Raw genomic sequence first — 12,791 nt, forward strand, 5'->3', positions numbered from 1 at the left:
ATTTCTCAAATGCAACTTATTTCGTTATACTGAATACATAGATAAATGAAGAAAGAAGATGAATACCTTAGTGAAAACTACTAACTCTTATTTAACTCAAGCACTCACGATCCTGCCTGGACTGATCACCGCTTTTATTGTTGCTGTGATCAGTAAAGGAATCGCGATTTGGCTGCCAACTTTAGGTGCAGCGACGATCGCGATTTTACTAGGCATAGTGTTAGGGAATACGTGTTTAAAACATCCTATATTGGATAAAGGAACAAAAATAGCAGAAGGAAAATTATTAGAATTTTCAGTTGTCCTGTTAGGTGCAACAGTGACTTTTCAGACAATTGCTCATATCGGGATAAAAGGCGGGATCTTTGTAGTGTTACAAATGGGACTAACGATCCTTGCTACTTATATTCTTGGAAAAAAATTATTGTTCTCGGATAACATGTCTTTATTGATGGCTGGGGGTAATGCAGTCTGCGGATCTTCTGCGATTGCATCGATTGCTCCTTCGATCCATGCAAAAGAAGAAGAAAAAGGACAAATCATCACATTAGTCAACTTGCTAGGTACTATCTTGATGCTACTCTTACCTTTGATCGCTTCTATTCTATATGGTACTGATCTATTAGCAAAAAGCGCTCTGATCGGAGGAATTCTACAATCGGTTGGACAAGTAGTGGCTAGTGCAAGTATGATCAACGGAGAAGTGGTTGAATTTGCTATGTTGTTTAAGATCATGCGAATCATGTTGTTAGTGGTTGTTGTTTATCTTTTCGGAAAGTTTAAAGAACGGAAAGCGCCAATTGCAACAGCTGCCGAAACAACAGCTGTTGCTAAAAAAAAGGCTGGTCTGCCTTGGTATGTCGTTGGATTCGTCTTATTTTGTATTATTAATAGCTTGATCCAACTCCCTGCACAACTAAGCCAAACAGCTCATTTTTTTAGCGGCTGGTTTGAAATCACTGCTTTAGCCGCGATTGGATTACGTCTAGATTTTCAAAAATTCTTTAAAGAAGGCAAACGTTTCTTGATCTACGGACTTTCCGTTGGTGTCATTCAAGTTCTTTTAGCGATTGGACTGATTCGGTTATTCATCGCATAATCAAAGAAAAAGGCTGCTCAAATCAGTTATGAGCAACCTTTTTTTAGTCTTTTTCGTCTATTTTATTTGATTTGAATCCAGAATACGATTTATTTCCACTCAGATTAAGAACAAACAAAACGATCACTAATGCTAAAATCGAAATAGACAATAGTAATGTTTGAACTGCATCTCCGTGGATCACCATCAACTGGCGCAAAATTGCTGTGATACAAATCAAAATCAAATAACGAATCGGGATATGATGTCCTTCTTGAATATAACGAATTACCATCATGATAAATTCAAATAACATGAAAAATGCCACGACTTCCTGCATGACGACCGATAGATTTTTTGGTGTCATCGGTTTATTGATAAATGTACCAATATCGATCAGCTGACGGATCATAAATATCAAAATAAGAATGGCCAACATTCCTAAAACAATATCCAGAACCACGTTAACGTATTTTTTCATTATTCCAAACCTTTGATCTTCTTTCATATTTTCCCCCTTTTAATTGATGCAGTAGATTCATTCGTAAAAATTTTTCACTACATTTCATTATAAAACTAATATATCATTTTTTTTACACGATGTAAAAATCTAAATCTGAAAAAATAGACACATTTCCTGATCATAGTTACTCAGACCTAGAAGAAAATGCAACTTAAGCCCCCGTTGTTTTGGCTATATCTATGATATGGTTATTTATAGAACTAGGAGGTAACTATTATGGAAAAAAAACTTACATCGTTCCATCTAAAAATGATTGCAATCATTGCTATGCTGCTCAACCATATCGGTAGCGGCTTTCAGTTGTATCAGTATTCAACTGGACTTTTCTTTTTTACTGAATTGATTGGAAAACTTACTTTTCCGATCATGGCTTATTTGTTAGTGGAAGGATTCCATTACAGCAGGAACCTTAAAAAATACGCTTTACGATTGGCTGTATTTTGGCTCCTATCTATTTATCCATTCCATCTCTTATTTTATCCAGGCCATCCTTTTGATCCTTCTGAACTTGTTAATAATATTTTCTTCACACTTTTGATGGGTCTTCTACTAATTATGGTCTATGATAAAACTAAAAACCTTTACCTGCATGTGCTACTGGTCATTGCATTTTCGTTTGCCACCGTTATGTCCGACTGGAATTTGATTGGTGTATTGATCATTTTTGGCTTTTATCGCGTAAAGAATGACCGTTTGAAGAAAATCATCCCACCCGTTTATGCAACCCTTTTCTTATTTTTATTGTTATTGGTCGCGCGAACGATGGCTCCAAACTCTGTTCCGTTATATGAGCTAGCCTCAACCTTAGGGATCCTTGGCGTTATTCCATTGTTGATGAATTATAATGGCCAACGCGGATATTCTCCAACTTGGGTCAAATGGGGATTCTACCTATTTTATCCTCTTCATATGATCATCTTGGTCTTACTAAGAATGATGCTGTAAAAAATAATCTGGAACCTAATTTTTGAAATCAGGTTCCAGATTATTTTTTGTATCAGCTTTGATCAAATCAAACCAAATGCAATCATTATAGCGCCTAAAATATTATTTAAAAAGTGTATCGCTATACTAAGTTCCAAGCGTTTTGTCTTATAATAAACAACTGATAAAATCAACCCGATCAATCCATAGATCAAGAAACTTATCAAATCTGTTGGACCATGCATCAACCCGAAAATAACTGAGCTTAGCGCAATCCCAATAATTGGATAGTCTTTCAGCCAGAAGCCAATGATCCCTCCTCTGAAAACAATCTCTTCCATGATCGGCGCAGAGATACCGATCAATAGGATGATCAACAATGGATTTTCTCCCGTAAACATTGTTTGGATCGCCGCATCGTTGGCAGTAGAATTCGTTCCTTGAGCATTTAACAATAGTGTACCGACAATAGCAACGATTCGAGCCAAAACATAACCACCAATGATGATGCCTATATTTTTTCCCGTGAGAAAATCAAACTTGATTGTAAAAAAGCCTAATTTCTTTGCTAAAAATACCAGCAGCCAAATGTTTCCAATTTCCAATAAAATCAAGATGATCGATACCGCTAACGATAAATTTGCTTCACCAGAAGCTTGAGAAAACCCTTTAACAATGCCAAAAACAGTCATACTGATTTGACTTAATAAAAACAACCCAATTACGATAAAGAATTTTTTAGTGTACATAAAAACCTTTTTCATAACATCCATATTTCCACTCTCCTTTTTAATAATAAAAACTATACCTTTTTATCATATCAAATAATGAGAGCATAGTAAAATCGATAACGAAAACAATCTTATCCTTCAAAATGGATTTTAGATAAATAGACCAATTATTTTGCAGAAACTCGTTTTCCATCTTTATATGCATACACTCTTCCTAAAGAATCTTTGGCTACATATTGGTAATTTTTTTGACCGCTAACATTTCTAGGTGCAGGTGATCCTTTTGGAACCAGTACTACTTTATAAGCTTCTAAACGCTTAGACAAACCCGCTGTTCCAGCTTTATGAGCAGTCGATTTACTATCTTCAGTTTTTGATTTTGCTTTAGACCAGCCTAACCAGCCATAATCTTGTGCATGAACACAATAATACATATCGTATTGCTGGGCTAAGCTACCTGTTAAAGTGAATTCTACCGCTTCTACTCTCAACGCACCTCCAGCAGTTCCCCCTCGACCTGCTTGATAATAAATCGTTGTGTTTCGCCCTTTGATATTTCGTTTAGAGACACCGGCACTTTTTTCCTTAGCTGTTAGTTTTTCAGATAACCAACCGATATTTTCTACATGTGTATTGATCGAAATATCTGTGCTTCCTTTTATGAACATCGCTTCCATTCGTTTCGATTGTCGCACGGAACCACTACCTGTACCAGAAGGACCCATTTCTGCTATCGTCCTAAATCGTTTGTCCTTACCAAAACCAGTATCTCCATAATCCTGTACGTGAGAACCAAAACGTAGATCATTGATAGAAGCCGCTTCTGTATTCACCCCAAATGAACAGACTCCTCCCAAAAAAACAAGCGCTAACACAAATAGTTTCTTTTTCACTTTTAAACCAGCTTTCTATTTATTATTTTTTTAAATAATTCGATATTATTATACCATCAAGATACATCATTTTGTAAAAAATAATAAAAAAGTTCCCTTTCAATTAAGAAATAGGAACTTCAAAATAGTTTTATTTAGCTAAAGCGTCTTTTGCTTGGTCAGCTAATGCTGTAAATGCTGATGCATCGTTAACAGCCAAGTCAGCTAACATTTTGCGGTTGATATCAATCTCTGCCAATTTCAAACCGTGCATTAATTTAGAATAGCTCAAGCCATTCATACGAGCTGCTGCGTTGATACGCGCAATCCATAATTTACGGAAATCACGTTTTTTCTGACGACGATCTCTGTATGCATAACTATAAGATTTCATCACTTGTTCTTTTGCTGTTCTAAATAAAGTATGTTTTGATCCGTAATAGCCTTTCGCTAACTTAAGGATCTTTTTACGACGTTTACGGCTTACTACGCCACCTTTAACACGTGCCATGGTTAATTCCTCCTAATAAATATCTATTATCTCTATGAGTGTTTTCATTGCTAAGTTGCTACAAGAAATTCTTCAGCTTTCCTACATTCAGCAAGCTTTTTCAGTCAATGCTAATCGAGCTCTTTCAGCTTTTTATTTCATTCTTGCTAATTGTTGGCGAATACGTTTGAAATCGCCAGCTGATACCATTCCTGCTTTACGCAATTGACGGCGTTGTTTCTTTGTTTTACCGTGGAAACGGTGACTTGTAAACGCACGGAATCTCTTCAAACCGCCTTTACCAGTACGTTTGAAACGTTTTGCTGATCCGCGGTGAGTTTTTTGTTTTGGCATGACTAATTTTCCTCCTACATTTTCATTTTCGTCTACCGTTCAACTATTGAACGAGTATCCTCAAAATCTTTTGTTAACTAGTTATCAGCTTTTCAGCTTACTTGTCGTTTTTCGGTGCCAGCGTTAAGAACATGCTGCGTCCGTCCATTTTCGCTTTTTGTTCAACTGTAGCGATATCTGCAGTTTCTTCCGCTAAGCGATCAAGAACTTTCTGACCAATCTCTTTATGGGTAATGGCACGGCCTTTGAAACGGATCGAAGCTTTCACTTTGTCTCCTTTTTCCAAGAACTTGCGTGCATTACGAAGTTTTGTATTAAAGTCATTGACATCGATTGTCGGACTTAAACGAACTTCTTTTACGTTGATCACTTTTTGTTTCTTACGAGCTTCACGCTCTTTCTTTTGCGTTTCGAAACGGAATTTTCCATAATCCATAATTCGCGCAACAGGAGGTTTCGCAGTAGGTGCTACTAGAACTAAATCCAAATTGGCTGTTTCAGCGATTTTTAATGCTTCCACTTTTGTTTTAACACCTAATTGTTCACCGTCTTGTCCGATCAAACGTAACTCGCGTGCACGAATGCCGTCGTTCACCATCATATCCTTTGCTATGGTCATTCACCTCCAAGTTTTTTAAGAGAAAATCAGCGCTGAAACGTTGTTATTCCTTGACGTCCCTGTCATAAAAATGACAATAAAAAACAGGCTCTGTAAACAGATCCCGCGATTTTCGGACTCATATCTTCTGATATAAGGAATCCTCTTATCAAGCCCAGTGACAATGTCAACTAAGGCGAGAAGCGGGTGCTTCTGCTTTCATTTCTCAACTTTAATAGTATAAACTATCCTACAGTATTTGTCAAACGTCTATAAAAAAATTTTAAGGCAGTATACAAATGTTTCTCTGTTTATACACTGCCTTAAAGACAACTACTTACTTAATAGTTCTTCAATCTTAACTAAAACACCACTTTCATCATTCGATAGAATAATTTCATTGGCTGCAACCTTGATTTCAGGCTGAGCATTACTCATTGCAAAACCGTGTCCTACATGTTTTAGCATTTCCAAATCATTTCCACTATCACCGAAAGCGGCAATTTCATGATTTTTGATATCCCATAATTGCTGCAGCTGCATCAAGCCATGCGCCTTATGGATTCCTGGAATAATCAAATCAACATCCTCATGCCCACTGGAAACAGGCGTTACTTTGTCTCCTAATACTTCATTCAGCTGTTTTAACACTCCCTTAACTTTCTCAGATGGGAAACTCAAGGCAAATTTAAACAGCCTATCCTCTTTTATATCGAATAAATTCGGTACCCTTTTTAAGCGATGATAATATTTACTGCCATATGCGACAAATTCATCCGGCTCCTGCTCACTGACATATGCACTATTTTTCCCACAAAGAATCGTATGTGCGCCCTCTACCTCAGATAAAATAGTAAGAACATCTTTTACACTATCCGGTTGAAGCTCTCCGCAGAAAATTTCGTTTCCTTCGCTAATGACATAAGCACCATTTTCTGAAACAAAGGATAACTCATCTGCTATCGTTGGAAAAAAAGATTTTAGCTGATAATATTGATTTCCACTTGCGACTACAAAACGGACATTCTGCTGTTTCATTTTTTGATAGAGATAATCAAATTTTTCTCTATCATATTCTTTCTTGCTGTTCAAAAATGTCCCATCCATATCTACTGCAATCATTTTAATTGTCATTTATTATCTTCCTTTCTTGGATCGCCTGATATCCTCTCAAATCAAGTAGCATCGAACCCGAAAATACAAGCGCTTTCTATTTATTTATGCTGTGTCCGTCTAACTATTTCCTTCCACTATGATTGTACTACACTTTTACCTGCAAATTAAAAAAACTTCGCCAGACTTATTCAAAAATTAAAAGAATAGGTCTAACAAAGTTCTACTTTTTATTTTTCATCAACTAATAATTAGTGAACTATTTCTATTGAATAGAAATTTCCTAGAAAAAGATAAATGATCGAATCATCGCTGTATCTACCTTATATTCCCTAGGCTAACCCTGTAGTCCCTACAGTTTTTGATAAATGTTTTTAATAGCTTAATCCTTTGTTCAAAACATGGATACTCGCTGCTGTTTCTGGATCAGAAGCTCCTTTTTGTTTGTCGATATCTTCAAGAAAGATCTTACTTTGTTTTTTATTTTCTGAATGTTCAGAACATTCATTGCAAGCAGAAACCTTGATCAATCTTTTATTATACCAAGAAGCTTTATATTCTAATTTTGAAACAAACAATGCCCAAGATACATCTGAAATTCCTCGATGAAGTTTTCTATTTCTATAAACTTCTGTTTGATGAATATCTTCAATGCATATGACATCATATTTACGAACGATTTCTGTTGTAATTTTATTTAAAAAATCTGTTCGCTGATTCATTAATTTTTCCCGCATTTTAGCTACCTTCAATTTTTGTTTCTGATAGTTTTTTTGCTGGGATAGTTCTATACCTTTTACTTTAGCAATTTCTTTACGCCTGACTAGTTTTCTTTCTTCACGTGCAAGCCGCTGCTCGAATTCTCTGGTGTACTTATCATTATCGATACGTCTACCGTTTGATAGCACCGCAAATTCAGAGGTACCTAATGTGATCCCTATAGCAGAGTAGGTTTTCTCTACTTCCGGAACTTCCTCTTCACAAAGGATCGAAATGAAATACTTATGACTAGGTGTTAAAGAAATCGTTGCTGACTTTATTTTTCCTTTTATCGGACGATGCATTTTCACTTTCATTGGCGTTTTTAATTTAGGAACCTTTATACATTTATCATCGATGATTTTGATCGTTCCATTTTGATTGTTGGTCGTATAAGATGAAACAGAATCTTTCTTTTGTTTCAACTTGGGGAAACCCACGCCTTTTTCTCTATGAAATTTTTTAAATGCTCGATCCAGATAAACTTGTGCATTCGCTAAGGCCAAACTATCTACTTCTTTTAAACAAGGATGCTCTTTTTTATATTGAGCAGGTGTCGGTAGTTTGACAGTAAGATCGGGATTTTCTTTCAATGCTTTATAAAGAGCGATCCGATCCTGAAGCAAAAGATTATACACAAGACGAACACAAGAAAAAGTTTTTTTTATAAACTCCTCTTGAGCGGAGGTAGGATAAAGCCGATACTTATAAGCCTTTAAAACCCTCATGAACATACCACCCTACCAATAAAAAGCTGATTGAGCCGGTTAGCTCTGACCGAAAAATAGGAAAATACGACTGAGGCGCTCTTTGCCTCATTCTCATTTTATCTTTTTTCTGAAGAGCTGGCTCAAGAAGCTAGATTAAATAAAAAGCTGACTGAACCTATTAGCATCGATCAAAAATAGGAAAACATGAGAATGGCGTTTTTTGCCATAATCAGGTTTTATCTTTTTTGCGAGATGCTGGCTCAAGAAGCTAGATTAGATAAAAAGCTGATTGAGGCGTTCAGCTTTTGAGTAAGTTAGGAAATGACTAAAAAGATGCTCTTTATCTTTGTAGTCATTTATCTACTTACCGAAAAAGTTACCTCAAAAAGCTGGATTAAATAAAAGCTGATCAAGCCGATTAGCTCTGACTGAAAAATAGAAAATATGACTGCTACTTTTTTGCCTCATCCTTATTTCATCTTTTTCAAAACAACTCATTACTTGTTAAAAATCCTAGCTAAGAAAAAAGTATTTTTTCTTAGCTAGTCTTTTCTTTACCAAATGCTTATCCTAGATTCGCTCTGGCTTTTTTCTCTTCAATTTTTTTACGATAGACATCCACTTCGTCTTCCGAGCAATATACGTAATGTTCAGGAGTGATTTCTCTCAATTTACGTTCTTTATTGTCTTCTGGCTGTGGTTTATAAACGATACGTTTACGTGTGCGTTCATAATCTGGATCTGGTAATGGGATCGCTGATAATAAACTTTCTGTATACGGATGAACGCCAAAATTATATACATCATCACTTGAGCCCATTTCCAATAATCTACCACTGTGCATCACACCGATTCTATCACTGATATGTTTTACCATTGATAGATCATGAGCGATAAACAGATACGTCAATCCAGCATCTTTTTGCAGATCCTGCAGCAAGTTAACGACCTGTGCCTGAATCGATACATCCAATGCCGAAATCGGCTCATCACAAATGATGAAACGAGGATTCACAGCTAATGCACGGGCAATTCCGATCCGTTGACGCTGACCACCTGAAAACTCATGCGGATAACGCGTACCGTGACTTGGATCAAGTCCTACGACTTTTAAAAGCTCATTGACCTTCTCTTCACGCTCAGCAGGTGTACTGGCTAAATGATTGATATCGATTCCTTCAGCAATGATGTCATTGACTTTCATTCTTGGATTCAGTGAAGCATAAGGATCCTGAAAGATCATTTGAACTTCGCGACGGAATTCCTGCATTGCTGATTTTGAATGAATTTTACTGATATCTTCCCCATCAAAAATGATTTCACCATCTGTTGGGTTATATAAGCGAATCACGCTACGGCCAGTCGTTGATTTTCCACTACCGGATTCTCCAACTAAACCAAATGTTTCGCCTTCATAGATATGAAAACTAATATCGTCAACCGCTCTGACTTCATCAGGACGGCCCACGTTAAAGTATTGTTTCAAGCCTTTAACATCTAAAAGTACTTTTCTTTTTTCACTCATTACTTAACGCCTCCTGTTGCTGTCTTATGACGTTCAGCATAAATTGCCCAACGTCTAACGATTTCTGCTGGAGGTGTGATTTTTGGTGCTTGTGGCGCCAATAACCATGTCGCAGCTTTATGAGTTGGTGAAACTTCAAAATAAGGCGGCGCTTCTTCTGCATCGATTTTCATTGCGAACTCATTACGCGGATAAAAAGCATCTCCTTTTGGCGGATCCAATAAGTCAGGAGGTGAACCTGGAATCGCATATAGCTTATCTTCTGTTCCTTCCATCGTCGGCATTGAGCCAAGTAAGCCCCACGTATAAGGATGTTGAGGATTATAGAAAATTTCTTCTGATGTCCCAACTTCTACTAAACGTCCGCCATACATTACGGCTACACGATCAGCAACATTGGCAACGACCCCTAGATCATGGGTGATAAAAATGATCGATGTGCTGATTTTTTGTTGTAAGTCTTTTAATAATTCTAAAATTTGTGCTTGGATCGTTACATCCAATGCAGTTGTTGGTTCATCGGCAATCAGAACTTCTGGGTAACAAATCAAAGCGATCGCAATAACGATCCGTTGACGTTGTCCGCCTGAAAATTGGTGAGGATAGTTTTTCAAACGTTTTTCGGCATTTGGAATCCCTACTAATTTCAATAGTTCCAGTGCTTGCTCTAATCCTTCTTTTTTCGATACTTTATTATGCTTGATCAACGATTCAGCTACTTGTTTGCCAATCGGCATCGTCGGATCCAATGACGTCATCGGATCTTGGAAAATCATTGCGATTTCTTTCCCGCGAATCGTTTGCATTTGTTTTTCTGTTTTCTTAACGATATCTTCGCCTTTGAACAGGATTTCTCCATTATCAATGTTTGCATTACTACTCAACAAACGCATGATACTTCTAGTCGTTACTGATTTACCACTACCAGATTCTCCTACGATCGCAAGTGTTTCACCTTTGAACAATTCAAAGCTGACACCGCGAATAGCATTTACTTTTCCAGCAAACGTATCAAAAGAAATCTGTAGGTCTTTTACTTCTAATACTTTTTCCATAGTCATTCACTCTACTCTTTCATCTTAGGATCGAAGGCATCACGTAGACCATCAGCTAGTAAGTTGAAACAAATCATTACTATCGATAGTGTTACGGCAGGAATCCACATTAAATATGGAAGGAAACGGAACGTTTTATATCCTTCATTCAACAAGGTTCCAAGAGAAGCGGTCGGCGGTCTTAATCCTAAACCGATGAAACTTAGAAACGCTTCGAAGAAAATTGCCGACGGGATACTGAACATCATTTGGACGATGATCACGCTAGAAATATTCGGCAAAATATGTTTTACGGCAATCTTCAAACGAGATTCACCTAATGTTTGAGCGGCTAGTACAAATTCTTGGTCTTTCAGCTTCAAGGTCTGTGCCCGAACGATTCTGGCCATTGAAATCCAGTTAGTGATAACCATCGCCAAAACGATCGATAAGATACCTGGATCAAACACTGTCAGCATCAAGATCATTACAACTAAGTTAGGGATTCCTGAAAGAACTTCAAGAATACGCTGCATCACTGTATCGACACGTCCGCCTAATAATCCTGAAATCAAACCATACGTAACACCGATCGTGATATCAAGTAAAGCAGCAATAAAAGCGATCAATAACGAGATACGTGTTCCCATGAACAAACGGCTTAACACATCACGTCCTAATCCATCTGTTCCTAAATAGAAGTTCACATTATCTGGAACATTAGCTTGTGCATACTTATCAACCACTTGTCCAGCTACTGTAGCTGTCCCATTGAAGCCGTTGATGCTATCTAAAAATGGAATGCGTGGCGGTAAATTGATATATGCAACGTTTTGTTGAGTTGGATCATGTGGTGAAACCCAAATCGTAATAATTGAGATAAAGATAATGATCCCTAAAAAGATCAAGGAAACAACAGCAGCTTTATTCTTTTTCAAACGACGCCAAGAATCTTGCAAAAAGCTTAGTGACGGTGTTGCGATTCGTTCCCGCTCTTTTGTTGTTGAAGTATCTAAAGGCTGGAATTCACCAGCAGGAATATTTTTGATTTTATCTGGTACATTGTTTAAATCAACTGTTTGCATTAGCCACGGTCACCTCCTGAAACACGAATTCTTGGATCGATCAATCCATAAAGTAAGTCTACGACTAAAATAACAAATACTAGTAAAGCAGAATATAAAATCGTTACAGCCATGATCGTTGGATAATCATTGGTCATGATCGATTTTACAAACTGTTCCCCGATACCAGGGATCGCGAAGATATTTTCAACAACTAGAGACCCTGTCATCAAACCGACAGCTAAAGGTCCTAATAATGTGATCAATGGAATCAAACTATTTCTAAGTCCATGTCTAACAGCAACTTGCCAACGGCTCAAGCCTTTAGCACGTGCTAATTCTACATAATCACTATGTAATACCTCGACCATTTCCGTTCGAATAAACCTGGCGGAATCTGCCATTGGACTCATAGCTAGTGCAATAGTTGGAAGAATCGTGTAAGCAAAACCATTCCACATTGCAATTGGCAACACTTTTAATTTCATTGCAAATACATACTGTAACAATACGGCAAAGACGAAGTTAGGAATCGAACGTCCTAAAATAGCCATTAACGTTGCCAGTGTATCCACCCAAGTATTTTGGCGCATCGCAGCAATGATCCCTAAAAGAATCCCTACTAATGTACCGAAAATAATCGCTTGTCCACCTAATTGGACGGATGGTCCGATACGGCCTGCTAAAAGTTTTGCTACTGGTTGGTTTTTGAATTGGAATGAGATCCCAAAATCACCGACTAGCAGATTTTTTAAATAAATTCCATATTGAACGATGACTGGTTTATCTAAGCCAGATTGTTTATTCAACATAGCAATTGTTTCTGGACTAAGTTTTTCTTGGTTGGTATAAGGAGTACCTGGTAATAATTGCATCAAGAAAAATGTAATAGTCGCGATCAACCACAATGTGATGATCATAAAAAAGACCCGTTTAAGAAAATATTTTCCAAAACTGTTCAAGAATGACACCTCCGAGATTATTTTGACTTCATCAGCTTTTTTCGATAAAGTAAG

General features: G+C 37.1%; 14 protein-coding genes. 2 read left to right on the top strand and 12 right to left on the bottom strand.

Features of this window, described 5'->3' with window-relative positions:
* Window positions 1–58: 58 nt before the first annotated feature.
* The gene (locus A5889_RS06275) at window positions 59–1,099 is read left to right on the top strand and encodes a YeiH family protein (RefSeq protein WP_087640936.1); all 1,041 of its coding nucleotides are present in this window, start codon (window positions 59–61) and stop codon (window positions 1,097–1,099) included.
* 43 nt (window positions 1,100–1,142) lie between these two features.
* Here the strand turns inward: A5889_RS06275 and psiE are convergent, their stop codons facing one another.
* A complete protein-coding gene (psiE, locus tag A5889_RS06280; RefSeq protein WP_087640935.1) occupies window positions 1,143–1,586 on the bottom strand; it encodes a phosphate-starvation-inducible protein PsiE in 444 nt (147 codons plus the stop codon).
* 231 nt (window positions 1,587–1,817) lie between these two features.
* On the opposite strand from psiE, the gene A5889_RS06285 reads away from it, so the two are divergent.
* Entirely contained in the window at window positions 1,818–2,546 is a 729-nt protein-coding gene (locus A5889_RS06285) for a TraX family protein (protein WP_087640934.1), read from the top strand.
* A gap of 62 nt (window positions 2,547–2,608) precedes the next feature.
* Here A5889_RS06285 and A5889_RS06290 read toward each other — a convergent pair whose 3' ends face one another.
* The 11 genes from A5889_RS06290 to opp1B form a co-directional block, all read right to left on the bottom strand.
* Window positions 2,609–3,298 (bottom strand): CPBP family intramembrane glutamic endopeptidase, encoded by a 690-nt coding sequence (locus A5889_RS06290; protein ID WP_227011245.1) that lies wholly within the window; start codon window positions 3,296–3,298, stop codon window positions 2,609–2,611.
* 125 nt (window positions 3,299–3,423) lie between these two features.
* Complete coding sequence (locus tag A5889_RS06295; RefSeq protein ID WP_087640933.1) at window positions 3,424–4,149, bottom strand: hypothetical protein; 726 nt, start codon at window positions 4,147–4,149, stop codon at window positions 3,424–3,426.
* A 130-nt stretch (window positions 4,150–4,279) separates the two neighbouring features.
* Window positions 4,280–4,639, bottom strand: coding sequence for a 50S ribosomal protein L20 (gene rplT / locus A5889_RS06300; RefSeq protein ID WP_087640932.1), 360 nt, complete (start codon window positions 4,637–4,639; stop codon window positions 4,280–4,282).
* A 132-nt stretch (window positions 4,640–4,771) separates the two neighbouring features.
* Window positions 4,772–4,972, bottom strand: a complete 201-nt coding sequence (gene rpmI / locus A5889_RS06305; RefSeq protein ID WP_069662903.1) for a 50S ribosomal protein L35 — start codon at window positions 4,970–4,972, stop codon at window positions 4,772–4,774.
* 97 nt (window positions 4,973–5,069) lie between these two features.
* Entirely contained in the window at window positions 5,070–5,591 is a 522-nt protein-coding gene (gene infC / locus A5889_RS06310) for a translation initiation factor IF-3 (protein ID WP_087640931.1), read from the bottom strand.
* Between the two features lie 312 nt (window positions 5,592–5,903).
* Window positions 5,904–6,704 (bottom strand): Cof-type HAD-IIB family hydrolase, encoded by an 801-nt coding sequence (locus A5889_RS06315; protein ID WP_087640930.1) that lies wholly within the window; start codon window positions 6,702–6,704, stop codon window positions 5,904–5,906.
* A gap of 353 nt (window positions 6,705–7,057) precedes the next feature.
* The gene (locus tag A5889_RS06320; RefSeq protein ID WP_087640929.1) at window positions 7,058–8,170 is read right to left on the bottom strand and encodes an RNA-guided endonuclease TnpB family protein; all 1,113 of its coding nucleotides are present in this window, start codon (window positions 8,168–8,170) and stop codon (window positions 7,058–7,060) included.
* A 547-nt stretch (window positions 8,171–8,717) separates the two neighbouring features.
* Window positions 8,718–9,677, bottom strand: coding sequence for an ABC transporter ATP-binding protein (locus A5889_RS06325; protein ID WP_087640928.1), 960 nt, complete (start codon window positions 9,675–9,677; stop codon window positions 8,718–8,720).
* Window positions 9,677–10,738 (bottom strand): oligopeptide ABC transporter ATP-binding protein Opp1D, encoded by a 1,062-nt coding sequence (opp1D, locus tag A5889_RS06330; RefSeq protein WP_087640927.1) that lies wholly within the window; start codon window positions 10,736–10,738, stop codon window positions 9,677–9,679. The genes A5889_RS06325 and opp1D overlap by 1 nt, the downstream gene beginning before the upstream one ends.
* Before the next feature lie 5 nt (window positions 10,739–10,743).
* On the bottom strand, window positions 10,744–11,796 hold the full coding sequence (gene opp3C, locus A5889_RS06335; protein ID WP_087640926.1) for an oligopeptide ABC transporter permease: 1,053 nt from the start codon (window positions 11,794–11,796) through the stop codon (window positions 10,744–10,746).
* Entirely contained in the window at window positions 11,796–12,737 is a 942-nt protein-coding gene (gene opp1B / locus A5889_RS06340) for an oligopeptide ABC transporter permease Opp1B (RefSeq protein ID WP_087640925.1), read from the bottom strand. The genes opp3C and opp1B overlap by 1 nt, the downstream gene beginning before the upstream one ends.
* Window positions 12,738–12,791 lie beyond the last annotated feature (54 nt).

The organism is Enterococcus sp. 9D6_DIV0238, from assembly GCF_002174455.2.
In the GTDB taxonomy this organism is placed as follows: domain Bacteria; phylum Bacillota; class Bacilli; order Lactobacillales; family Enterococcaceae; genus Enterococcus_L; species Enterococcus_L dunnyi.

Bases quoted from the DNA above. Each gene is read 5' to 3' on its own strand.
- A5889_RS06275 (WP_087640936.1), top strand. From the start codon at position 59: ATGAATACCTTAGTGAAAACTACTAACTCTTATTTAACTCAAGCACTC.
- psiE (WP_087640935.1), bottom strand. From the start codon at position 1,586: ATGAAAGAAGATCAAAGGTTTGGAATAATGAAAAAATACGTTAACGTG.
- A5889_RS06285 (WP_087640934.1), top strand. From the start codon at position 1,818: ATGGAAAAAAAACTTACATCGTTCCATCTAAAAATGATTGCAATCATT.
- A5889_RS06290 (WP_227011245.1), bottom strand. From the start codon at position 3,298: ATGGATGTTATGAAAAAGGTTTTTATGTACACTAAAAAATTCTTTATC.
- rplT (WP_087640932.1), bottom strand. From the start codon at position 4,639: ATGGCACGTGTTAAAGGTGGCGTAGTAAGCCGTAAACGTCGTAAAAAG.
- rpmI (WP_069662903.1), bottom strand. From the start codon at position 4,972: ATGCCAAAACAAAAAACTCACCGCGGATCAGCAAAACGTTTCAAACGT.
- infC (WP_087640931.1), bottom strand. From the start codon at position 5,591: ATGACCATAGCAAAGGATATGATGGTGAACGACGGCATTCGTGCACGC.
- A5889_RS06315 (WP_087640930.1), bottom strand. From the start codon at position 6,704: ATGACAATTAAAATGATTGCAGTAGATATGGATGGGACATTTTTGAAC.
- A5889_RS06320 (WP_087640929.1), bottom strand. From the start codon at position 8,170: ATGAGGGTTTTAAAGGCTTATAAGTATCGGCTTTATCCTACCTCCGCT.
- A5889_RS06325 (WP_087640928.1), bottom strand. From the start codon at position 9,677: ATGAGTGAAAAAAGAAAAGTACTTTTAGATGTTAAAGGCTTGAAACAA.
- opp1D (WP_087640927.1), bottom strand. From the start codon at position 10,738: ATGACTATGGAAAAAGTATTAGAAGTAAAAGACCTACAGATTTCTTTT.
- opp3C (WP_087640926.1), bottom strand. From the start codon at position 11,796: ATGCAAACAGTTGATTTAAACAATGTACCAGATAAAATCAAAAATATT.